Here is a 23,343-nt window from a genome sequence, read left to right on the forward strand (position 1 = left end):
TGATTGAGCAATGGTGGAAGTTTTTCTTTTATGAGCAAATATTTGGACTAAAGCAGTGGGGTCTAATAGGATAGTATTAGATGGTAATACTACTTATAGTTAATAAGTGAATCGAACGCAGCGGTTTTGTTACTCGAGCGTTTTATAAATAGAGAATGTTGAGAATAAAGGAGTGTTTAGTGTGGCAGAAGAGAAAATTTATGACGTGATAATTATTGGGGCAGGACCGGCAGGAATGACAGCAGCAGTGTATACATCCCGTGCTAACCTTTCTACGCTAATGATTGAAAGAGGAATTCCTGGTGGACAAATGGCAAATACAGAGGAAGTCGAAAATTTCCCTGGATTTGAAAGCATTTTAGGTCCAGATCTATCTAATAAAATGTTTAACCACGCAAAGAAATTCGGAGCAGAATATGCGTATGGAGACATTAAGGAAATTGTAGACGGTAATGAATTCAAGACAGTTAAAGCAGGCTCAAAGGAATACAAAACAAAATCGATTATTATTTCAACTGGTGCTGAGTACAAAAAAATCGGTGTACCTGGTGAAAAAGAATTGGGCGGCCGCGGAGTTTCCTATTGTGCAGTTTGTGATGGCGCGTTCTTTAAAGAAAAAAGACTGTTTGTTATCGGCGGAGGAGATTCAGCTGTAGAAGAGGGTGTGTACTTAACTCGTTTCGCTTCACAAGTAACAATTGTGCATCGCCGTGATGAACTAAGAGCACAAAAAATCTTGCAAGACAGAGCGTTTGCAAACGATAAGGTTGATTTCATCTGGAATCATACAATTAAAGCCATCAATGAAAAGGACGGCAAGGTTGGAAGTGTGACGCTAGTTTCAACAGTTGATGACACAGAGCAAGTGTTAGATGCAGACGGCGTATTTATCTATATCGGTATGCTGCCACTATCAAAACCATTTGAGAGCTTAGGTATCACAAACGAAAACGGTTATATTGAGACAAATGACCAAATGGAAACGAAAGTACCAGGTATCTTCGCAGCAGGAGACATCCGTGAGAAGACGCTTCGTCAAATCGTAACAGCTACAGGTGATGGCAGTATTGCAGCGCAAAGCGCTCAACATTATGTGGAAGAGCTTGTTGAATCATTGAAACAAAAAGCGTAATGAAAAAGCTTCCAAAGTGTTACTCGCTTTTAATTCTCCTGTAACAGTAGTGAAATATATTTCGGGTAACATAATAATAGAAATTGACCCCCTTTTAAGATATATATTTTGGTGCATAGGCGAATTGCCTATGCTTTTTTTTTGAAGAAAAATAAAAAATCCTGTAAGTTTTTCGTGAGAAATTTGTTGAATTTATTTGGAAAGGCATTTTATTGTGGGTGTTTCACAATAATAGTATAATATAAGGACTAAGCAATTGTTTCATTCTACATAGATTTAGACAAGAATGTTTGAGGTGATAAAGTGCAGCGTGTTACGAATTGCCTGTTGCTGAAGGATAATAAGGTGCTCCTGCTGCAAAAGCCAAGAAGAGGCTGGTGGGTGGCTCCAGGAGGAAAAATGGAGCCAGGAGAGTCTGTGAGAGACTCCTGCATAAGAGAATTCAGAGAAGAAACAGGTATATACTTGAGGAATCCAAATATTAAAGGAATTTTTACGTTCATCATTAAGGATGGCGACAAGATAACTTCAGAATGGATGATGTTTACCTTCTTCTCCACAAATGCGGATGGCGTCAATGTGGATGAATCGGAAGAGGGGAAAATTGTCTGGCATGACATTGATAATGTCAAAAATTTGCCTATGGCAGAAGGCGATTATCACATCTTGGACTATATGATGCACGGTAATGGCATCATATATGGGACTTTCACATATACGCCTGATTTTGAACTAATTAGCTACCGATTAGATCCGAGCTAAAAAATTTAAGGGGGAATGAGCATGGGTGCAAGTATGGTGAACGAACCGCAAGTTGTCATTATTACAGGAATGTCTGGTGCAGGCAAAACAGTTGCCATTCAAAGCTTTGAAGACTTAGGGTTTTTCTGTGTAGACAACTTGCCGCCAACTCTTTTGCCGAAATTTCTTGAACTAATGAAGGAATCGGAGAATAAGATGAATAAGGTTGCACTCGTGATGGATTTACGAGGCAGAGAGTTTTTTGAAAATCTATTCAGTGCATTGGATGATTTGGCCAATTCATGGGTAGTACCAAAAGTGCTTTTTCTGGATGCAGATGACAGTACTTTGGTCAGAAGATATAAAGAAACAAGAAGATCACATCCTCTTGCACCATCAGGTCTTCCCCTTGAAGGCATTAAAATGGAGCGTGAACTGCTTGAGGAGCTTAAAGGCAGGGCGCAAATCATCTATAATACGTCCAAGAGCTCGCCAAGAGACTTGCGTGAAAAGATATTAACGGAGTTTTCAGCTAACAAAGAGACGATTTTTACGGTGAATGTCATGAGTTTTGGCTTTAAGCACGGCATTCCCATTGATGCGGATTTAGTATTTGACGTTCGTTTCTTACCAAACCCTCATTACGTTGAGCATATGAGACCGAAGACAGGGTTGGATGCTGATGTGTCCAGCTATGTATTAAAGTGGACAGAGACTGGCCAATTTCTTGAAAAAGTGATTGACCTCCTTACCTTTATGCTTCCGCAGTATAAAAGAGAAGGAAAGTCGCAGCTTGTGGTGGCAATTGGCTGTACAGGTGGCCAGCATCGTTCTGTTGCCTTGTCGGAATATATTGGTCATCATTTCGAAGGTGACTATCATGTCGAAATAACTCATCGTGACATGGAGAGGAGAAAGGACCAACAAACATGAATGAAGTGGAGCATCCGAGAATTGTAATCATTGGCGGAGGAACGGGTCTGTCTGTTTTAGTTAGAGGATTAAAAAAATATCCTCTCGACATTACAGCGATTGTAACTGTTGCAGATGATGGCGGTAGTTCGGGCCGGCTGCGGAATGATCTAGATATTCCTGCACCTGGTGATATTAGGAATGTGCTGGCAGCATTATCTGATGTTGAGCCGTTAGTGGAAGAAATGTTTCAGCATCGCTTTTCAAATAGCAAGGATCTCAATGGACATTCCTTAGGGAATTTAATTATAGCTGCAATGACATCGATAACAGGGAATTTCCCTTATGCTATTCAGGAAATGAGCAAGGTGCTCAATGTCCGCGGCAAGGTATTGCCTGCAACAAGCCATAGTGTTGTTCTTAATGCAATTATGGAGGATGGTTCTATCGTTACAGGAGAATCGCGTATTCCCGAAAGCGGCAAGAAAATCAAAGAAGTATTCTTAACACCAGAGGATGCTACGCCGCTGCCAGAAGCCATCCAGGCAATCCGTCATGCAAACTTAATCGTAATTGGACCAGGAAGTCTGTATACAAGTATACTTCCAAATCTTGTTGTACCAGAAATAAGCAGGGAAATCATCTCTGCTGCTGCTAAAAAGGTTTATATCTGTAATATTATGACGCAGGCCGGTGAAACGCTTGATTTTTCTGCGAGCGATCATGTTAAGGCAATTTACGAACATATGCCTGAGCCTTTTTTGAATACTATATTGGTAAATAAAGAAAATATCCCCGGAAACGTTCTGGAACGGTATAATGAAGAGAAAGCAAAACCTGTCTTTTTTGACACAGAGAAATTAGAAAAGCTTGGACTAGAAGTCATACTTGGGGATATTATCAGTCTGGAAGAAAAGGTCATCCGCCACAATACGTTGGAAGTGGCTAAAATCCTCTATTCTATGCTTGACTCGAAAGTGCAAGCAGAGCTTTAACAGGGAAACAGGGGTTGCGTTTTGAAATGGGGGTGAAGGTATGTCTTTCGCTTCAGAGACGAAAAAAGAACTGACGACTATTGAAGTTAAAGATTGCTGCGGCAAGGCAGAACTGTCTGCCCTTATTCAGATGAATGGTACTTTATCCTTTTCTAATCAGAAGCTGGTAGTGGACATTCAGACGGAAAATGCTGCAATTGCAAGAAGAATATATACACTCATTAAGAAGTATTATGACATACCTGTCGAGCTTTTAGTGAGAAAGAAGATGCGCCTCAAGAAAAACAATGTTTATATTGTAAGGCTGTCGGCAAAGGCGAAGGAGATTCTCGAAGATTTGAGTATTTTGACGGAGGGCTTTATGTTTACGCATGAAATAGCGGAAGACCTTGTCAAAAAGAAATGCTGCAAACGTTCCTATTTAAGAGGGGCGTTTCTTGCAGGCGGATCTGTCAATAACCCAGAAACATCCTCCTATCACTTGGAAATAACGTCGCTTTACAAAGAGCATATTGTTGCATTGAGCAATCTGATGAATGCGTTCGATTTGAACAGCAAAGTGTTAGAAAGAAAAAAAGGATTCATCACGTACTTGAAGGAAGCTGAGAAAATAACAGAATTCCTCAATATTATTGGGGCTCACGGTGCATTACTTCGATTTGAAGATATTCGCATTGTCAGAGATATGAGAAATTCAGTTAACAGACTTGTGAATTGTGAAACAGCAAACTTAAACAAAACAATTGGTGCTGCGCTGCGGCAAGTCGAAAATATTCGTTTCATTGATAGAACAGTAGGCCTGCAGGTGCTCCCAGATAAGCTCAGGGAAATTGCGGAGTTACGAGTTGCTTATCAGGATGTTACCTTGAAGGAGCTTGGGGAAATGGTTTCCTCCGGCAATATAAGTAAATCTGGAATCAATCACAGACTGCGAAAAATAGATGAAATTGCTGATGCGCTTCGCAGAGGAGAACAAGTATAATAAACTATAGAAGGATAATATATCTTATCGGTTAAGACTATATTATCCTCCTTATATATTAGGAGGAGGTAATAAGATGGTAGAAAGGGATATTAAAGTAACACTGAAATCAGGATTACAGGCAAGACCGGCGGCGATATTTGTTCAAGAAGCAACAAATTATGTATCTGAAGTGTTTATTGAGAAGGAAGGGCGCAGAGTAAACGCAAAAAGCATCATGGGAATTATGGGCTTGGCGATTCACTCAGGGGCAGAAATCAAGCTGATTATTGATGGAAGCGATGAATTGGAAGCGCTTAAAACATTGGAGGAATTATTATAAAAACACCTCGCGTTTTCGGCGAGGTGTTTTTTTATTACTTATCTTTTTTGTCTGTCAATTCATTGCGAGTGATAATATTGTCGATTAGACCATATTCCTTCGCTCTTTCAGCTGTCATGAAGTTATCACGCTCTGTGTCTTTTGCGATAATGTCGATTGGTTGGCCAGTGCGCTCTGCAAGGATACCATTCAGCTTATCACGCAAGAACAAGATGCGTTTTGCAGCAATTTCAATTTCTGTCGCTTGACCTTGTGCGCCACCAAGCGGCTGATGAATCATTACTTCAGCATTTGGAAGGGCATAACGTTTGCCTTTTTCACCTGCTGCAAGTAAGAAAGCTCCCATAGAAGCCGCCATACCGATGCAGATTGTTTGTACATTTGGCTTAATGAACTGCATAGTATCATAAATAGCCATACCTGCTGTAATGCTTCCGCCAGGGCTGTTAATGTATAAGGAAACGTCCTTTTCAGGGTTTTCAGCATCAAGGAACAATAGCTGTGAAACAATGGAGTTAGCAACATTATCGTCAATTGCGCTGCCAAGCATAATGATGCGATCCTTCAATAGACGGGAGTAAATGTCATAAGCACGTTCCCCTCTGTTTGTCTGTTCAATAACTGTAGGGATTAAATTCATTGAAAAATCCTCCTTTAAAATAAAGTTTGCTTTATAAGTATGTGTTTCTTCAGTAGTGAGTGAACTCATTACTGTATGTAATCCTAATGATACACGGATGGTCAATTAAGGTCAAACGTTTACGTTCAGATAAAGAAAAATATCCTTCGACAATGTCTATATCCTAAGTATCGTCAACATTTTCACACCTGTTTATCCAATATGTTTTTATCCTTACCATGATACCCACTGGTACTTTTTTTAAACAATTATTCCTTGCATTACCATCCAACATATCATATAATCAAAACGTTCTTTAAAATTTGCCCTCGTGGTGTAATGGATAGCACGCAAGATTCCGGTTCTTGAAATAGGGGTTCGATTCCCTTCGAGGGCGCTATAAAAAAAGACGGTCGACAAGTTGTCGACCGTCTTTTTTGCTTTTAAAATGAGGTTATTTCGTTAGAGGCAAATGCTGCTTTAGTGTTTTTTTACTGGCTCACTAATCCTGTCGGAATCTTATCGACGGCATCATGAATCTATAACCTTCTTTAGTAAAGATTGAGTCTTTTCTATCGACAAGCTAAAAAAGGATTATCGTCCATTTGCTGTTTCACTTTTTTATATAGTATGAAAGCAATGAAAACGTGATTAAATTCACATATGGCAGTTCTTCAATTTTTCGTCAAATTTCTTGAAAAATGGACGTTTATAAGTTGAATTTGCTATGCGCTGGTGATAGAATGAGTTTTGTAGCAGGAATGATTTTTTTTGGAGAATGTGGGACATAATATGTCTATGCGGGACTTCAAATGACCACCACTGTAAGTGAAGGGGCACCAAATCAATGAATTCATTTATCGAGATTCAAAAAAGATTATTGCCTGATTTACTCGTAATTATGCAAAAAAGATACTACATTCTTCATCACATTAGCAACATGCAGCCTGTTGGCAGAAGAAGCCTTGCAGGAAGCCTTGGAATGACGGAACGAGTGCTCAGGAGCGAAGTGGAGCTCCTAAAGGATCAGAAGCTTATACATATCAGTACTATTGGCATGACACTCACTCCGATTGGCGAAGAAACTTTGGAAAGTCTTTCTAGTGTAATGAGGGAAGTAGCGGGTATTAACCAAATGGAGAAAGAATTAGAAAAGAAGCTGCACATTAAAAGAGTCATAATTGTAGCTGGCGACAGTGATCATTCTCCATGGCTCAAAAAAGAACTGGGACTTGCAACAGCTCATTGTATGAAATCACTATTAAAAGGCAATAATATCATCGCGGTTAATGGTGGAACCACTATGGCTGCAGTGGCAGAAATGCTGACGCCTAATATAGTGGACGGCGAATGGCTGTTTGTACCTGCACGTGGCGGCATTGGTGAAGATGTTAAAAACCAGGCAAACACAATTTGTTCCATGATGGCGGATCGTACAGCGAGCAAACATCGTGTCCTGTATGCACCAGATGAGGTGAGTAGGGAAATGTACAAAAGCATCGTTAAGGATGCCCGCATCAATGAAGTTTTGCAGCTGATTAAGTCTGCTAGCCTGCTTATTCATGGAATTGGTGATGCCATTACAATGGCAGAGCGCCGCAGTACAAGCGCAAGTGACCTAGAAAAAATCGTTCAGGCAGAAGCTGTCGGTGAAGCATTTGGCTATTACTTTAATGAAGATGGAGAGGTTGTCCATAAGGTTCAGACGATCGGCCTTAGACTTGAAAATCTTTCTACTGTTCCAAATGTAATCGCAGTTGCCGGAGGATCGTCAAAATCAAAGGCTATTTCAGCCTACTTAAAAAAAGCACCACCATCTACTATTCTGATAACAGATGAAGGTGCGGCAAAAAACTTGATATAACGGGTATTCCCTTTATATATAATTATCTCTACATTTAGAGGAGGAAATAATAATGACAGTAAAAGTTGGTATTAACGGATTTGGACGTATCGGACGTTTAGCATTCAGAAAAATCATGGAAAACCCAGAATTGGAAGTAGTGGCAATCAATGATTTAACTGATACTAAAATGCTGGCACATCTTTTAAAATATGATTCATCTCAAGGTACTTTCCAAGGTGAAATCGAAGTACACGAAGGTTACTTCCTAGTAAACGGTAAAAAAGTAGTAACTACTGCTGAAAGAAACCCAGCTGACCTTAAATGGGGCGAGCTTAACGTAGATACAGTTATCGAATCTACTGGTTTCTTCACAACTAAAGAAAGTGCTGAAGCTCATATCCAAGCTGGCGCTAAAAACGTTGTTATCTCTGCACCTGCAACTGGTGAAATGAAAACAATCGTTTACAACGTAAACCATGACATTCTTGATGGTACTGAAACAGTTATCTCTGGTGCTTCTTGTACTACAAACTGCCTTGCACCAATGGCAAAAGCTCTTCAAGACAACTTCGGTATCGTTGAAGGTCTTATGACAACTATCCATGCTTACACTGGAGACCAAAACACACTTGACGCTCCACATCCAAAAGGTGATTTCCGCCGCGCTCGTGCTGCTGCAGAAAACATCATCCCTAACTCAACTGGTGCTGCTAAAGCTATCGGTCTAGTATTACCAGAACTTAACGGTAAATTGGATGGAGCTGCACAACGTGTACCTGTTAAAACTGGTTCATTAACTGAGCTTGTAACAGTTCTTGACAAAAAAGTAACAGTTGAAGAAGTTAACGCAGTTATGAAAGCAGCTGCTGACGAGTCTTACGGTTACACTGAAGACGAAATCGTTTCTTCTGACATCATCGGAATCAGCTACGGTTCATTATTCGATGCGACTCAAACTAAAGTAATTACAGTTGGAGACCAACAATTGGTTAAAACTGTTGCTTGGTATGACAACGAAATGTCTTACACTAACCAACTTGTAAGAACAGTTAAACACTTTGCACAATTAGCTACAAAATAATTTTTTGTAAGCTAAAGCCCTTAATCAAACAGCGGAAACAGCTTTGTTTCCGCTCTTTTAAAAATTAGCTTTGCAATCTTAGTGGATATGGATGATAAGCTTAAAATAATGCAAGTGGAGGGTCTCATTTAATGAACAAGAAAACGATTCGCGATATCGATTTAAAAGGCAAAAAAGTATTTGTTCGTGTTGACTTCAACGTTCCAATGAAGGATCAACAAATCACGGATGAAACAAGAATTCAAGCAGCTCTACCAACTATTAACGAGTTAGTAGAAAAAGGTGCTATCGTAATTTTGGCAAGTCACTTAGGCCGTCCAAATGGTGAAGTGGTTGAAGAACTACGTTTAACTCCAGTTGCTGCACGTCTTTCTGAGTTGCTTGGCAAAAACGTTGTGAAAACAGATGAGTCTTATGGTGAAGCTGTTAAAGCTGAAATCAGCAAGCTGTCTGAAGGCGATGTATTATTGCTTGAAAACGTTCGTTTCAATGCTGGCGAAGAGAAAAATGATTCAGAATTAGCAAAAGCTTATGCTGAACTAGCTGATGTATTCGTTAACGATGCATTTGGTGCAGCACACCGTGCGCATGCTTCAACTGAAGGTATTGCACACCATATCCCAGCTGTATCTGGTCTATTGATGGAAAAAGAGCTTGATGTATTAGGTAAAGCACTTTCAAATCCAGACCGTCCATTCACAGCTATCGTTGGTGGAGCAAAAGTAAAAGACAAAATCGGTGTTATCGAAAACCTACTTGATAAAGTAGATAACTTGATCATCGGTGGCGGATTGGCTTATACATTCGTAAAAGCTCTTGGCCATGAAATCGGATTATCTCTTCTTGAAGAAGATAAAATCGAGCTTGCTAAATCCTACATGGAAAAAGCAAAAGAAAAAGGTGTTAAATTCTACATGCCTGTTGATGTAACAATTGCAGATGACTTCTCTAATGATGCAAACATTCAAACTGTTTCTATCGAAGAAATCCCTGCTGATTGGGAAGCATTGGATATTGGTCCAAAAACAAGAGAAATCTATGCAGATGTTATCAAAAACTCTAAATTGGTTATCTGGAATGGACCAATGGGCGTATTTGAATTAGATGCATTTGCTAAAGGAACAAAAGCAGTAGCAACAGCTCTTGCTGAATCCCAAGATACATACTCTGTAATCGGTGGCGGAGATTCTGCAGCAGCAGTTGAGAAATTTGACCTTGCAAGCAAAATGAGCCATATTTCAACAGGCGGCGGAGCTTCGTTGGAATTCATGGAAGGTAAAGAACTTCCAGGCGTAGTAGCTCTTAACGATAAATAATTAACGAAGCATGAAAGGATGTTAAACATGCGCAAACCTATTATCGCTGGAAACTGGAAAATGAACAAAACACTTCCAGAAGCAGTGGACTTTATCCAAGAAATTAAAGAATCAATTCCTTCTAGTGAACAGGTTGATGCTGTAGTTGTAGCTCCTGCTCTATTCATCGGTCAATTAGTGGAATTGACTGACGGCACAGAAGTGAAAATCGGTGCACAAAACATGCACTTCGAAAAAAGTGGTGCTTTCACTGGTGAAATCAGCCCTGTAGCATTAGAAAATATCGGTGCTAAATATGTTGTCCTTGGACATTCAGAACGCCGTGAGTTCTTCAATGAAACAGACGAAGGTGTTAACAAAAAAACGATTGCAGCATTTGAAAACAACTTAACTCCAATCGTTTGCTGTGGTGAAACACTTGAGCAAAGAGAAAACGGCGAAACAAACGAATTCGTTGCTTCTCAAGTTTCAAAAGCTTTAGCTGGTCTTACTGATGAGCAAGTTAAAGCAACAGTTGTAGCTTATGAGCCAATCTGGGCTATCGGAACAGGCAAATCTTCTACATCTGCAGATGCAAACGAAGTTTGCGCACATATCCGTAAAACTGTTAGCGAACAGTTTTCTCCAGAAGTGGCAGAAAGCATCCGCATTCAGTACGGCGGCAGTGTTAAACCAGAGAACATCAAAGAATATATGGCACAGCCTGATATCGATGGTGCTCTTGTAGGTGGAGCTAGCTTAGAAGCACAAAGCTTCCTGCAATTATTGGAGGAAGGTAAGGCATGAGTAAATCTCCTGTAGCATTGATCATATTGGATGGCTTTGCATTGAGAGACGAACGTATGGGAAATGCTGTTGCTCAAGCAAAAAAGCCAAACTTTGATAAATACTGGAACAAATATCCTCACACTACACTTGTTGCAAGCGGTGAAGCAGTTGGTCTTCCAGAAGGACAAATGGGTAACTCTGAAGTTGGTCATTTGAACATTGGAGCAGGACGAATTGTGTATCAAAGCTTAACAAGAGTAAATGTGGCAATCAGAGAAGGCCAGTTCGCTAAGAACGAAACTTTCGTGAATGCTATTAAGCATGTGAAGGAAAATGGCAAAAATCTTCATCTGTTCGGTCTTCTGTCCGACGGCGGAGTTCACAGCCATATTGAGCATATGTTTGCACTTCTTCGCCTTGCAAAAGACGAAGGTGTAGAAAAAGTATATATTCACGGTATTCTTGACGGCCGAGACGTCGGTCAAAAGACTGCTGAAAAATACATTAAAGCAACACAAGAAAAGATTGAAGAATACGGTGTTGGTGAATTTGCGACAATTTCAGGCCGCTATTACTCTATGGATAGAGACAAGCGCTGGGATCGTGTAGAAAAATCATACCGTGCAATGGCTTATGGTGAAGGACCTAGCTACTCCAACCCATTAGATGTTGTGGAAGATAACTATAGAAACGGTATCTTTGATGAATTCGTACTTCCGTCTGTTATTACAAAAGAAGACGGTAAGCCGGTTGCAACCATTCAAGACGAAGATGCAGTAATTTTCTATAACTTCCGCCCTGACCGTGCAATCCAAATCTCTAATGTATTCACTAATGAAGACTTCCGTTCATTCGATCGTGGAGAAAATCATCCGAAAGATTTATATTTCGTATGCTTAACTCATTTCAGTGAAACAGTAAAAGGGTATGTCGCATTCAAACCGACAAACTTGGATAACACTATAGGTGAAGTTATTTCTCAAAACGGATTGACTCAGCTCCGCATTGCGGAAACAGAAAAATATCCGCACGTAACGTTCTTCATGAGCGGTGGACGTGAAGCAGAATTTCCTGGTGAAAAGCGTATTTTGATCAACTCACCTAAAGTTGCAACATACGACTTGCAGCCAGAAATGAGCGCATATGAAGTGACAGATGCACTTCTTAAAGAGATTGAAGCAGATAATTTTGATGCTATCATCTTAAACTTTGCAAACCCTGATATGGTTGGGCACTCCGGAATGCTTGAACCAACAATCAAGGCTATCGAGACTGTTGATGAGTGCTTAGGCAAAATCATCACATTGATCGAAGAAAAAGGCGGCAAAGCTATCATTACAGCAGACCATGGTAACTCAGATGAAGTGGTAACACTTGATGGGAAACCAATGACTGCACATACAACAAACCCTGTACCTGTCATTGTGACAGTACCTGGTGTCGAGCTTCAAGAAGGAAAGCTTGGAGATTTGGCTCCGACAATGCTAGAACTATTAGGACTTGAACAACCAGCAGAAATGACTGGTACGTCTATCATTAAAAAATAATTGATCTATTAAAGGAGAGAATTTATTATGCCATACATTCAACATGTATATGCTCGCGAAGTATTAGACTCACGCGGTAACCCAACAGTAGAAGTAGAAGTTTTAACAGAATCAGGTTTCTTCGGTCGTGCACTTGTTCCATCTGGTGCATCAACTGGTGAATACGAAGCAGTAGAATTGCGTGACGGCGACAAATCACGCTACCTTGGTAAAGGTGTTCTTAAAGCAGTAGAAAACGTTAACGAAGTTATCGCTGAAGCAATCATCGGTATGGACGTTACTGACCAAGCTGGAATCGACAGAACTATGATCGAGCTTGACGGAACTGAAAACAAAGGTAAATTGGGCGCTAACGCTATCCTTGGTGTATCTATGGCTGCAGCTCATGCTGCATCTGAAGTTGTTGGTCTTCCATTGTACCGTTACCTTGGCGGATTCAACGCTAAGCAATTGCCAACTCCAATGATGAATATCATCAACGGTGGTTCTCATGCTGATAACAACGTGGACTTCCAAGAGTTCATGATCTTGCCAGTAGGAGCTCCAACATTCAAAGAAGCATTGCGTTATGGTGCTGAAGTGTTCCATGCACTTAAATCAGTTCTTTCTGCAAAAGGCTTAAACACTGCTGTAGGTGACGAAGGCGGATTCGCTCCAAACCTTGGTTCAAACCGTGAAGCACTTGAAGTTATCATCGAAGCAATCAAAAAAGCTGGCTATGAGCCTGGTAAAGATATCTTACTTGGAATGGACGTTGCTTCTTCTGAGTTCTACAACAAAGAAACTGGTAAATACGATCTTGCTGGAGAAGGCCGTACTGGCTTGACTTCTGAAGAGCTAGTAACTTTCTACGAAGAGCTAGTTAACGAATTCCCAATCATCTCTATTGAAGATGGTCTTGACGAAAACGACTGGGAAGGTCACAAATTATTGACTGACCGCATCGGTTCTAAAGTACAATTAGTTGGTGACGATCTATTCGTTACAAACACTAAAAAATTGGCTGAAGGTATCGAAAAAGGAATTGCTAACTCAATCCTTATCAAAGTTAACCAAATCGGTACTTTGACTGAAACTTTCGAAGCTATCGAAATGGCTAAACGTGCAGGTTACACTGCTGTAGTATCTCACCGTTCTGGTGAAACAGAAGATGCAACAATCGCTGACATCGCTGTTGCTACAAACGCTGGCCAAATCAAAACTGGTTCACTTTCTCGTACAGACCGTATCGCTAAGTACAACCAACTTCTTCGCATCGAAGACGAGCTTGGCGACCTAGCTGTATACGATGGTCTTCAATCTTTCTACAACCTTAAAAAATAAGGTTTGAATGAAGGATGTACGGCTGAATTGTTTCGTACAAAACAGTTTTATACAAGATAAATTATGTAGTACGAAAACATGAGCTTAGTTGTACAACGTTTTTGCTTAAAACCTCCTATTTATGTGTGAGTATTCCACATTTATAGGAGGTTTTTTTATGTTGGTAAAAGATTTACAAAAGGAATTTAAGTTTGATTTAGAGATTAAGAATTACTCCAAGAGAACCATTGCAACATACAATTATAATATTGACCAATTAATGACTTACTTGGAGGAACATTTTGGCTTTTGTGAAATAGAAGAGATTTCAACAATGCATATTAAGCGTTTTGTACAACAACAATTACACTTAGGCAACAAATCGAATTACATAAATACCATCATAAAATCTCTACGTGCGTTCTATAATTATTTGGTGGCAGAAGAATATGTTAGCCACAATATTGTGGAGAAAGTAAAATTCTTGAAAGAAGAGAAAGTAATTATTAAAACATTTACTGACAAAGAGGTAGCAAATATGATTGATGCTTATGACTTCAAAACTTATTTAAACGCACGAAACAAGGTAATAATTGCAATGTTTATTGATACAGGAATGAGGATGAGTGAGTTAATAAATCTTCAATCTAGCTGGTTTAATGAAACGAATATAAAAGTATTTGGTAAGGGTGCTAAATGGAGATACGTACCAGTAAGCCTAATGTTAAAGAAATACATGATTAGATATGAGAGGTTAAAAGAAGGATATTTCAAAAATAAGAGAAAAGAATATGATAATTATTTTTTATCACGAAGTGGAAAGCCGTTAACAGGAGTACAAATCCAAAATATAGTAAGAAATGCAGGTGCGAAGGCAAAGGTTAGAGAAGAGATTAGGTGTAGTCCTCATACATTAAGACATTTTTCTATTCAGTCAAACCTTAGAAATGGATTAGATTTGTATAGTTGTTCTAGGATAGCTGGTCATGAGAATATTCAGATTACAAAGAAATATCTAATGGGATTAGAAACAGAAAACATACTAGAAATGGCAACGAAATCAAGCCCGTTAATGAATATAAAAAATAAGTGAGAAAGAATAAGCGGGGTAGTTTTCACCACAATGCCAATGATGTAATACAAATTATAGATATGCACTACCAGCCCCGCAAGCTAGGTGAATTATTAAAAGACTTTTGGTTTGTATTATAAAAGTGGAGGTAAAGAAATGGCTATACTTATTTGTTTCCTTATTGCAGGAGTGTGTTTCTGGCTAGTAGCATTAATAAATAAAGGTGAGGACAAGATTGAAAATATTCGCCAATTAAGTGTTAATGAGGTTGTTAAGGAAAATAAAATTACAATTTCCAAAAGGTATGATATGAAGATGGTTTACACGCTAATTCATGATAACAAGAAAAAATGTATATGGGTTATCTTATATTCAAGACCAAAGGATTTTATTAAACAGTTTAATTATCAAGATATTATTCAAGTTGAAATGAAGGAAGATGATGAAACCGTAAGTGTTACGTCAAGAACAAGCCAATTAGGTGGGGCTCTAGTTGGTGGAGCTTTAGCTGGTGGGGTTGGAGCTGTTATAGGTGGGCTAAGTGGAAAACAAAAACAGAAAAGAGCTGTAAAAAGTATTAAACTAATTTTAACAATAGACGATTTGGAAAACCCTATATACACTATAGAAATAGAGCGTTTTCACAAACCAGCAGATACTAATTCAAGGGAATATGCAAATGCATATAACGTAGCACTTAATTGGTTTAAGCTTTTAGAAGTCATAATAAAACAGGGTGATAAGGAGTATAATGTTGAGCGGAATAAACAACTGATGAATAATGATGAAACAAAGATTTTAAATTCCTCTGTGGCTGATGAATTAACAAAACTAGCTTTGTTACTAAGGGAGGGGGTTTTAACAGAGGAGGAGTTTAATATTCAGAAAAAAAGGCTACTGTCTAGTTAACATTTATCAAGGTTTTTTGATAAAATCTTGATTTTATTTATTGGATATAAACAGAAACAACCAATATCCGCTCGTTTAGAAAAACGGTCGGATATTATATCATTTTTATATTGTAAAGTCAATTAATAATAGCTAAAACATTTGACAAATATGCAGAATTATGTTATACTATATATTAAGCACGAAACACCAAACGCCAACACGAAACACCAAACGCCAACACGAAACACCAAACACGAAACACCAAACACCAAACACGAAACACCAAAACACCAAAACACCAAAACACCAAAACACCAAAACACCAAAACACCAAAACACCAAAACACCAAAACACCAAAACACCAAAACACCAAAACACCAAAACACCAAAACACCAAAACACCAAATACCAACACCAAATACCAACACCAAACACGAAACACCAAACACCAAACACCAACACGAAACACCAAAACACCAAAACACCAAAACACCAAAACACCAAATACCAACACGAAACACGAAACACGAAACACCAAACACCAAACACCAAACACCAAACACCAAGCACGAAACACCAAACGCCAACACGAAACACCAAACACGAAACACCAAACACGAAACACGAAACACCAAACACCAAACACGAAACACCAAACACCAACACGAAACACCAAAACACCAAAACACCAAAACACCGTACCAGAATAATTTACTAGGAAGGGAATCAAAGAATTATGGAGAAGAAAATTAAAAAGTCAATATTAAAGAAAAAGTTGCTATATAGTAGTAAAGAAAACTACCTGCTAATGCCTAATGAGCTTATGGATATATTTATTAATGATACAGAGCTAAATGAAAAGAAAGCCCCTCATGTTGCTTTCGCATATACATATCTGTACTTTATAACATGGTTATATCGATATGCAAAATACGGTGAAATGACATTTGAAGATATTACAAAAGCATCGATATTTGAGGTTATTGGAGTTTCTAAGACTAGTAAAGAATATGACTATATTGTTAAAAAGGATGGGGTACTTGACCGTTTAGGTCTGACATCGACTTTATCTTACATAAATGCACCTATAATATGGATGATAAATAAAGAGGAAGGACATGGTTTTCCAGAGTTTTATTACTTTTATGAATTAGAAAAAGAAGTGAAAGATAAAATTTTAGAGGGTCAAACAACGAAACGCAGACAGATTAAAGAGCCACTACTAGCTACTGGTTTTAGGTATCCAAAAAATGAAGATGGATGCGAAGAAAAATATAATGGAACTTTCTATGATGGTGGGAAGGAATACACACACATGGTTGGTTTTGATGTATTTATCAAGTGTATGACAGAACCAAAACTAGGATACGTAGCATTTTATTTATATGCGTTTTTAAAGGCACGTATTGGTGCAAACACAGTAGTAAATATTTCATTGGAAGGCATTACAAAGTATAGTGGGATTCTTCCTTCTACAAGAGATAAATATTTAAAAGAATTAAAGGGATTTTGTCTTATTGGTAGTTTGCCTGAGGATTTTTGTATAGAGCGAGGAGAGTACCATACTGAATCAAGTATGTATTGGATTAAAGATAGTGATGATTGGTTAATTGACCCTGATTACAATTTTCCAAAGCGAAAAGTATACCATGTTTCAACGCATACAGATTATGTTAAATCTAGTGATATAGGTACAGGATAAATGAAATAATCTAAAAGGTATGATATTTGGTGTAAATATATATATATATTTATTTATTTAATTATTAATTTAATTATTAAGCATATGTACATATATATAATATATTAACTTACTTCGAATAACATACCTTTTAGCATTAGGGGATTTTTCTGTTTTTTAATGTTTCATATAGATAAAACTATGTCAAAAGTTACTTTACAAAGTAGGATGTGTTAACTTATTTGGAAATAAATGCAAGATGATAATAAAGTCTTAACAATATAAATTTTTAAGGAGAGCAAATAGGATAGTGAAAACCATCTATGTTTGTTATTTTAGGATTTAAACAATTAACAGAGAGGAATAAAAGACCTAAAAACATTGTGGCACTCTTAATAGGGTGCTTATTTTTTATAAGATAAATTATACTAGTAAATCATCTTTAAAACATTGCCATGTAACTATTAGCTAACTACTGAGTATCTAACTTAATAATAGCGACCTTATTCGGAAATTTAAAGGCAAAAAGTAGGAAATTTGATATAATATTCTAATAGTAGAGAAAATTTGAGTAGCTTAAAATAAACTTTAATATATTTGGGGTGAAGCAATGAAATACCTTCCATATGAGATTATAGAACAAATGATACAATGTTTCGGTAAATGTTTCCACTATAAAGACCCTATGGCATCATTTATGCGGTCATGTGATGTACCTTCTTTAATTATCAATAAGTATAGAGATTTACCAAAGTTTGTTTGGGCAAGAAGGGTACTAGAAGATTTGTCTATCAATGAAGATGGATTAATTATTCAAAGGAAGTTGTTAACAAATCTTTGTAAACTTAGGGATTTACCTGACAAAGAGGTACTAGATAGAAATGCTGGTTTAGATGCACTGAGGAAATTGAAAAGATTAGCCCAAGAAAATGACTTTATTATAAAAGAAGAGAAGGAAAAAGAAAATATTCAAAAAAAAGTAAATCAGGAAAAACTAACTTTAGTGTTACAAAGAGCAAAGCAACTAGAAGAATTAAGAACATTATTTAATAACTGTGTTATTGAAAAAAATCGACAGAAAGCAGGATTCATTTTAGAAGACTTGCTAAAAAGTCTTTTTGAATTAAACGATATAGAGTATAGAAAATCGTTCAGAACAACTGAAAATACTCAACAAATTGATGGTTATTTTAGATTTGATGGATTTGATTACCTTGTAGAAGCAAAATGGCGAAAAGAAATTCCAAATGTGGCTGAAATAGCAGGATTTAAGTACAAATTGGAAACAAAAATTGATAGTACAAGAGGATTGTTTGTATCAATAAATGGATTTAGGGAAGAAGTCATTAAAGAGTTTAGTGGTAAGGGTACAAAAATTATTTTTATGGATGGTCATGAATTAATGTTGATATTAGAGGGAAGAATAACTCTAAAAGATGGTTTAAGGTATAAGATTGAAAAAGCGGTTCAATTAGGTGAGCCCAATTCACCACTGTATTTAGCTTCTGTAAATTAACCAGCGAACATTACTAATAAATGATAACTTTGTTCCCATAAAATTGGGGTAATTGACCCATCATACAAAGTAATAAAGACACCCTTTTAATGGGTGTCTTTTCGAAATCGAATGTAATATTACTCCAATTAAAAAAGGTAATAAGTATACTTCTACTCCCACAATCCGTATGAAAAAAACTACGTATGAAATTAAAAAAAACTTAATAAAACTATCTTAATTGACAATGTTTCTACGTGTGATTATTGTGGTGACAAATGAATATATATAGGGTTTTATTAGGAGATGGAAAAATTATGTAGGTGTAGCTTGTTTAAATTGCAAGGAGGAGGTCAATATGTTTTCACCTATGATATATACTTTTGAAAAAGGAACAGAGGTTTATAAAAATACTAAGACTTTTATTGAGAGCAACACAGTATTACAAGAAGAGGTTAAGAATTATTTCTGGGCTTATAATTCCTTGGTTGACTTAATCCCTCAAACTTTCGAAAGTTTCTGGTCAGGCAATACATTTCCATTAATTGAATCGTGGGAAGAATTGCAGATTTCCTTTAATTTATGTAGCCAAGGTTTATATAAACAAAGCATGGCTACACTAAGAAATGTTTTCGAATTAAATCTTATGTCGGTGTACATGAATATCAGTGATAATGGACACAAAGATATAACTCAATGGTTAAATTCTAAATTAAATACTCCAAGACTAAATAATATATGGGAAAAAATATCAAAACATAATAACTTTAAACAAATACAAAAAGTTTATGATTTAAAAGGTAGAATGTTAAGGTTAAATGATTTACACAATTTTGTTCATACAAAGGGTTATGAATACTCAAATAATATGGGATTAAAACATAGAAGTAATTATCAAACTTTTGAAGAAGAATCATTCCATAGATGGTTTGCTTGTATGAAAGAGGTAGTCGAATTATCTGCTATTTTTCATCTTGTTAAGTATCCTATAGGTATAATTGAATACGATTATAGTAGAAAGTTCGGAATTAATGCACCTATGATGGGGGTATTACAGGAACATCAAATAGTTATATTAAGGGAAATAATTGGGGAAGAGTTAGTAATTGAGATTGAAAAAATAGCTGATAATGATTCAGATATAAAAGACACAATGGAATGGATAAATTCATTGGAGGATAAAACAGATGATGACGTTGAACAACAAATCATTAAGCGAGAAAAGTCTGAGATAGAGTATAGTGGACTTAATAATTGGATAATAAATTATAATGCACTATATTCAACGATGTCGAAAGAAACAGGCTGGATAGAGAGAAGAGAGAGTTTAAAAAAATGGGCGAAGGAAAATAATTATATTGAACATGTGATGATAAGGAATGCTCTTAAAATAAAGGAGCTAAAAGAAAGCGGATATTCACTAGAAGAAATAACAGTTGTATTAAAAGATAAGCATTTTGGGAATTTGGAAAAAGTTTATGTAAATCCTCATAAAGAAATCCTTAAGCTTAGAGGAATGCTTAGTAAAATCAAGGGAAATACAAATGGAAATAGTAATCTGGAAAATTGTGAATAAAATCTTGTAGTTTTTTTCTAGATTTAATTCTTTATTATTTGTTTTAGTTTGAGGAGTTAAATTAGAGCAAAGTCTGTCGTAATTTGTAAAAATATGTTATAATATTACAATGTATCTCTGTTGTAAAGGAGTAATCATTGTGGAAATTAATAGGAATAGTGTCCTTGAAAGAGCTTTTGGTAATTTAACTAAATCTCAAGTTATAGAAGTGCTAAAAAAATTTAAAAATGGTTTTGTTTTAGATAAAAGTAAGAAAAATAAAAGTGACTTAAAAGAAGAATTTCTGCTTTTAGGGAGGGTTCTTAGTAGTCAAGATATTATTAATCTGGCAGAGATGGCTGTAATGAAAAGAAAAAAAGGTTTATCTGCATATACCTATAAACTAAATAATCTGGGTAAATTAAATAATAAGACTCCTGAACAAATAAAAACCGAATTTATGAAATCTTTTGTTATAACTCCTCAGTTTGAGGTTGTGATGATGGACATAGAATCAGATGAGAAAGATATAATTTTAAAGATGAGTATTAAAGAATACGGAACATATTGGAAAATGGGCGTTCAGGATATAAGTTCGTTAACTGCTGTTTACCACAATACTGTTACTATAGAGAAAAGCAATAGTAAAATATCTGTGGAAGCTGGTGGAGATAACATTGAAGATGTTATAGAGAAATTTCTTCTAAATAGATTAAATGTTTCTTTCTCACCTTATAATATTAGAATATTTAATGCTCCAACTTTAGAAATGGATAGTGCTTCAGAAAAGACAATGCTTATTTTAGATTTTATCTATAATAGGTTACCATCAAGAGGGATAAGTTCTAGCTTTAATGATGTTAAATTCAAGTTGAATAGCACATCGCAAAGCGGAGGATTAAAAGGTGTTACTATACACGGTAACGATATTATTAATTCAGATGAAGCATGTAAGTACATTACATTATCTAATGATATAATCTCCTTTAAAACTACTTCAATATATAATGGTATAAAAGTAAATGTACATTTTAGTTTGAAAGGAAAAGAATACGACAAGCTAAAAATAGTTATACTTGATAATAAAGATGAGGACTTTAAGCTAGATGTTTTGAATCATATACAAGAGGAATATATTCTAATGTGTAACAATGGAATCATGGATATTGAAGCTACTAGAAGAATCCTTGAGCCAATATATAGTTCATTCATAGCTTCTCATAGCTAATAACCTCTAAAAAAGTAGGTGTTAACATGCTACTCCACAAAGATTGTGTTTTTTATAAATATAGTGGAAGCCCTAACTGGGGGGAGATGGAAAGTAATAATAGAGATGACTTTTATACTATGGTTTGTGATTTGTATGAAGAGGGAATCCTTAGAGCTGATATTAACTGGACAGACCCCATAAAAGTAAGAGATAAAATTATCACTTCACAACGTAAAACAATAAGTTTTTATATTTTTGAAGAAAATAATACATTATGTTTATTTGGTGGGTCTGAAAGTCAGATTGCTTATGCTATTTCAAAGATAGTTTCTTTCTTTACCATAAGAATTAAAAAAATAAATATATTTCATAGTTTTAAAGAATACCTTAATGAAAGTAAGGAATTTAATGGGTTTCAACTAACTAGTGTGGACATTGCAAAACTTCAAACAGGCTATGATGATAGCACATATTCCAATATTCCTGTAAAGGACATGCCAGTTAGAGTTTTGACAAACCACCTAAATCATTCGGATATTGTAAGTTTAGTTCTTTATACAAAAATGGAACAAATATATTTTGTATTAGATTTAAACTCAGTAGTATCATTCTTTGATACTGACGGTGATAACTGCATATTTGAAACATGTAAAAGGATTGTTGCGAATGTTATTTAAATGGTGGTCATTGTTAATATTGATTATTCCCTTTTTACTAATACTAGGACTGTTATTTTGGTTTGATGATTTCCAGTCCTATTTTAGTTTAGAAGGAGAATTACCTTCGTTAGTTTCTGATGCATCCAATTTAATAAGTTGGATATTTGGAGGTATAATGTCATTGTTGGGGTTTGTAACATTATTTATTGCTTTTTCTTATGAAAACAAACTATTAAATGCATCAAAGATTAAGCAACAGATACTAAGACCTTATGCCTTGACGCTTGAAGAGATTATTTTAAACTTTAGTCAATATAGTATATATATAACAAAGGACTTTCTGCTTAATTATATTTATTGGGTTTTCCTTATAGTTTCGGGTATCTCAATTACTACTTGGGGAATTGTTATTTCGCTTTATACGAATTTTAATTTTTTTGCAAAAGAACTGAATTATATACATATCATTAATATAACCGAATTAATAATGTGGGGAGTATTATCCTTTTTACTAATTTCTATCTCTATTTTATTAAATCTAATTCGGCTAAATAAAGACCCACTTGATAAGGGTTATTTACTTAATGAGAAAGAATTATCCAATATTGAAATAATTAAGAAAAGTGAAGGGGATTTACAAGAATTATTCTTTAAAATATCCCCTACAATAACTTTACACCAGATTCCGCAGGAAGGTGAAGGGGAATGTGATTTGAGTATTCACTTTCCTTTGAAGTTATCTAATATTAGGTTTGTCGCTAAAATATATAATGCAAATAAGGATATAGTCATAAGGATGTTTGGAGTAATGCAAAACATCGATAAACTTGGAGAAAGTTATTCTCACGTATTCACAAAGCAAATTAATCCAGTAAATTTAGAAATTAATGAAAATGCCCATTGTGAGCTTAAGTTCTACGATAATCAAAATAAAATAGTAAGTTTATTGAAATTAAAAGCTAAAAAGACGGATGACTTTATTAAGTTTTATGAGAGTGAAAAAGTTGATTTAAATATGATTACCAATGATAATGATTACCGTGATATTGAAAATAGCTTTGATGAATTTATAGATTTCTCTATGTGAACTTGAAATTCTAATTAAAATATAAAAGTTATAAGACACTCTTCAAGTGTCCTTTTTCTATAGGATGGTCAGGTTGATGCTCGCATTGGTAGTGACTATCTCATTCAGCGTTTTTTTGGTTCTTATACT

General features: G+C 36.0%; 22 protein-coding genes and 1 tRNA gene. 22 read left to right on the forward strand and 1 reads right to left on the reverse strand.

The features are described 5' to 3' along the window. The first annotated feature begins 181 nt into the window (after positions 1-181). The 6 genes from trxB to CEQ21_RS16020 all read left to right on the forward strand — a co-directional run bounded on the left by trxB (position 182) and on the right by CEQ21_RS16020 (position 5,084). Entirely contained in the window at positions 182-1,132 is a 951-nt protein-coding gene (gene trxB / locus CEQ21_RS15995) for a thioredoxin-disulfide reductase (protein WP_185765389.1), read from the forward strand. Positions 1,133-1,435: 303 nt separating this feature from the next. Further along, entirely contained in the window at positions 1,436-1,894 is a 459-nt protein-coding gene (locus CEQ21_RS16000; protein ID WP_127738147.1) for an NUDIX hydrolase, read from the forward strand. 15 nt (positions 1,895-1,909) lie between these two features. Then, positions 1,910-2,806: an RNase adapter RapZ gene (gene rapZ, locus CEQ21_RS16005; protein WP_185765390.1), complete on the forward strand. Its 897-nt coding sequence runs from the start codon at positions 1,910-1,912 to the stop codon at positions 2,804-2,806. Next, on the forward strand, positions 2,803-3,780 hold the full coding sequence (locus CEQ21_RS16010; RefSeq protein WP_185765391.1) for a gluconeogenesis factor YvcK family protein: 978 nt from the start codon (positions 2,803-2,805) through the stop codon (positions 3,778-3,780). Before rapZ ends, CEQ21_RS16010 begins: the two co-directional genes overlap by 4 nt. Before the next feature lie 40 nt (positions 3,781-3,820). After that, positions 3,821-4,762 carry a DNA-binding protein WhiA gene (gene whiA / locus CEQ21_RS16015; protein ID WP_185765392.1) on the forward strand — a complete coding sequence of 314 codons (942 nt, stop codon included), beginning with the start codon at positions 3,821-3,823 and terminating at the stop codon, positions 4,760-4,762. Between the two features lie 76 nt (positions 4,763-4,838). Beyond that, positions 4,839-5,084, forward strand: coding sequence for an HPr family phosphocarrier protein (locus CEQ21_RS16020; RefSeq protein WP_185765393.1), 246 nt, complete (start codon positions 4,839-4,841; stop codon positions 5,082-5,084). Positions 5,085-5,118: 34 nt separating this feature from the next. On the opposite strand, the gene clpP is transcribed toward CEQ21_RS16020, so the two are convergent. Then, complete coding sequence (clpP, locus tag CEQ21_RS16025) at positions 5,119-5,724, reverse strand: ATP-dependent Clp endopeptidase proteolytic subunit ClpP (RefSeq protein ID WP_182102171.1); 606 nt, start codon at positions 5,722-5,724, stop codon at positions 5,119-5,121. A gap of 304 nt (positions 5,725-6,028) precedes the next feature. Here clpP and CEQ21_RS16030 point away from each other — a divergent pair. From CEQ21_RS16030 to CEQ21_RS16105, 16 genes are all read left to right on the forward strand, one after another. Then, positions 6,029-6,100, forward strand: a tRNA-Arg gene (locus CEQ21_RS16030). Positions 6,101-6,550: 450 nt separating this feature from the next. Further along, positions 6,551-7,567 carry a sugar-binding transcriptional regulator gene (locus CEQ21_RS16035; RefSeq protein WP_185765394.1) on the forward strand — a complete coding sequence of 339 codons (1,017 nt, stop codon included), beginning with the start codon at positions 6,551-6,553 and terminating at the stop codon, positions 7,565-7,567. 52 nt (positions 7,568-7,619) lie between these two features. Then, positions 7,620-8,630 (forward strand): type I glyceraldehyde-3-phosphate dehydrogenase, encoded by a 1,011-nt coding sequence (gene gap / locus CEQ21_RS16040; RefSeq protein WP_144453739.1) that lies wholly within the window; start codon positions 7,620-7,622, stop codon positions 8,628-8,630. Between the two features lie 131 nt (positions 8,631-8,761). Then, positions 8,762-9,946 carry a phosphoglycerate kinase gene (locus CEQ21_RS16045; RefSeq protein WP_185765395.1) on the forward strand — a complete coding sequence of 395 codons (1,185 nt, stop codon included), beginning with the start codon at positions 8,762-8,764 and terminating at the stop codon, positions 9,944-9,946. A gap of 27 nt (positions 9,947-9,973) precedes the next feature. Next, positions 9,974-10,732, forward strand: coding sequence for a triose-phosphate isomerase (gene tpiA, locus CEQ21_RS16050; RefSeq protein ID WP_185765396.1), 759 nt, complete (start codon positions 9,974-9,976; stop codon positions 10,730-10,732). Further along, positions 10,729-12,261, forward strand: coding sequence for a 2,3-bisphosphoglycerate-independent phosphoglycerate mutase (gene gpmI, locus CEQ21_RS16055; RefSeq protein ID WP_185765397.1), 1,533 nt, complete (start codon positions 10,729-10,731; stop codon positions 12,259-12,261). The genes tpiA and gpmI overlap by 4 nt, the downstream gene beginning before the upstream one ends. Before the next feature lie 27 nt (positions 12,262-12,288). Beyond that, entirely contained in the window at positions 12,289-13,584 is a 1,296-nt protein-coding gene (gene eno / locus CEQ21_RS16060) for a phosphopyruvate hydratase (protein ID WP_185765398.1), read from the forward strand. 160 nt (positions 13,585-13,744) lie between these two features. Continuing rightward, entirely contained in the window at positions 13,745-14,656 is a 912-nt protein-coding gene (locus CEQ21_RS16065) for a tyrosine-type recombinase/integrase (RefSeq protein WP_185767297.1), read from the forward strand. A 135-nt stretch (positions 14,657-14,791) separates the two neighbouring features. Further along, positions 14,792-15,544, forward strand: coding sequence for an SHOCT domain-containing protein (locus tag CEQ21_RS27185; protein WP_185765399.1), 753 nt, complete (start codon positions 14,792-14,794; stop codon positions 15,542-15,544). 141 nt (positions 15,545-15,685) lie between these two features. After that, entirely contained in the window at positions 15,686-16,237 is a 552-nt protein-coding gene (locus CEQ21_RS16075) for a hypothetical protein (RefSeq protein WP_185764151.1), read from the forward strand. Positions 16,238-16,263: 26 nt separating this feature from the next. Then, positions 16,264-17,229 (forward strand): hypothetical protein, encoded by a 966-nt coding sequence (locus tag CEQ21_RS16080; RefSeq protein WP_185765400.1) that lies wholly within the window; start codon positions 16,264-16,266, stop codon positions 17,227-17,229. Between the two features lie 589 nt (positions 17,230-17,818). After that, positions 17,819-18,724, forward strand: a complete 906-nt coding sequence (locus CEQ21_RS16085) for a restriction endonuclease (RefSeq protein WP_185765401.1) — start codon at positions 17,819-17,821, stop codon at positions 18,722-18,724. A gap of 337 nt (positions 18,725-19,061) precedes the next feature. Next, on the forward strand, positions 19,062-20,279 hold the full coding sequence (locus tag CEQ21_RS16090; protein WP_185765402.1) for a hypothetical protein: 1,218 nt from the start codon (positions 19,062-19,064) through the stop codon (positions 20,277-20,279). Between the two features lie 139 nt (positions 20,280-20,418). After that, positions 20,419-21,486 carry a hypothetical protein gene (locus CEQ21_RS16095; RefSeq protein WP_235907268.1) on the forward strand — a complete coding sequence of 356 codons (1,068 nt, stop codon included), beginning with the start codon at positions 20,419-20,421 and terminating at the stop codon, positions 21,484-21,486. A gap of 86 nt (positions 21,487-21,572) precedes the next feature. Next, complete coding sequence (locus tag CEQ21_RS16100; RefSeq protein ID WP_185765403.1) at positions 21,573-22,145, forward strand: hypothetical protein; 573 nt, start codon at positions 21,573-21,575, stop codon at positions 22,143-22,145. Continuing rightward, complete coding sequence (locus CEQ21_RS16105; protein WP_235907269.1) at positions 22,135-23,214, forward strand: hypothetical protein; 1,080 nt, start codon at positions 22,135-22,137, stop codon at positions 23,212-23,214. Before CEQ21_RS16100 ends, CEQ21_RS16105 begins: the two co-directional genes overlap by 11 nt. The last annotated feature ends 129 nt before the right edge of the window (positions 23,215-23,343 follow it).

It is taken from the genome of Niallia circulans, assembly GCF_007273535.1.
Lineage (GTDB): Bacteria > Bacillota > Bacilli > Bacillales > Cytobacillaceae > Niallia > Niallia circulans_B.

Excerpts from the sequence above, each read along its gene's own strand:
- rapZ (WP_185765390.1), top strand. The coding sequence starts at position 1,910 with ATGAGCATGGGTGCAAGTATGGTGAACGAACCGCAAGTTGTCATTATT.
- CEQ21_RS16010 (WP_185765391.1), top strand. The coding sequence starts at position 2,803 with ATGAATGAAGTGGAGCATCCGAGAATTGTAATCATTGGCGGAGGAACG.
- whiA (WP_185765392.1), top strand. The coding sequence starts at position 3,821 with ATGTCTTTCGCTTCAGAGACGAAAAAAGAACTGACGACTATTGAAGTT.
- CEQ21_RS16020 (WP_185765393.1), top strand. The coding sequence starts at position 4,839 with ATGGTAGAAAGGGATATTAAAGTAACACTGAAATCAGGATTACAGGCA.
- clpP (WP_182102171.1), bottom strand. The coding sequence starts at position 5,724 with ATGAATTTAATCCCTACAGTTATTGAACAGACAAACAGAGGGGAACGT.
- CEQ21_RS16035 (WP_185765394.1), top strand. The coding sequence starts at position 6,551 with ATGAATTCATTTATCGAGATTCAAAAAAGATTATTGCCTGATTTACTC.
- gap (WP_144453739.1), top strand. The coding sequence starts at position 7,620 with ATGACAGTAAAAGTTGGTATTAACGGATTTGGACGTATCGGACGTTTA.
- CEQ21_RS16045 (WP_185765395.1), top strand. The coding sequence starts at position 8,762 with ATGAACAAGAAAACGATTCGCGATATCGATTTAAAAGGCAAAAAAGTA.
- tpiA (WP_185765396.1), top strand. The coding sequence starts at position 9,974 with ATGCGCAAACCTATTATCGCTGGAAACTGGAAAATGAACAAAACACTT.
- gpmI (WP_185765397.1), top strand. The coding sequence starts at position 10,729 with ATGAGTAAATCTCCTGTAGCATTGATCATATTGGATGGCTTTGCATTG.
- eno (WP_185765398.1), top strand. The coding sequence starts at position 12,289 with ATGCCATACATTCAACATGTATATGCTCGCGAAGTATTAGACTCACGC.
- CEQ21_RS27185 (WP_185765399.1), top strand. The coding sequence starts at position 14,792 with ATGGCTATACTTATTTGTTTCCTTATTGCAGGAGTGTGTTTCTGGCTA.
- CEQ21_RS16080 (WP_185765400.1), top strand. The coding sequence starts at position 16,264 with ATGGAGAAGAAAATTAAAAAGTCAATATTAAAGAAAAAGTTGCTATAT.
- CEQ21_RS16085 (WP_185765401.1), top strand. The coding sequence starts at position 17,819 with ATGAAATACCTTCCATATGAGATTATAGAACAAATGATACAATGTTTC.
- CEQ21_RS16090 (WP_185765402.1), top strand. The coding sequence starts at position 19,062 with ATGTTTTCACCTATGATATATACTTTTGAAAAAGGAACAGAGGTTTAT.
- CEQ21_RS16100 (WP_185765403.1), top strand. The coding sequence starts at position 21,573 with ATGGAAAGTAATAATAGAGATGACTTTTATACTATGGTTTGTGATTTG.
- CEQ21_RS16105 (WP_235907269.1), top strand. The coding sequence starts at position 22,135 with ATGTTATTTAAATGGTGGTCATTGTTAATATTGATTATTCCCTTTTTA.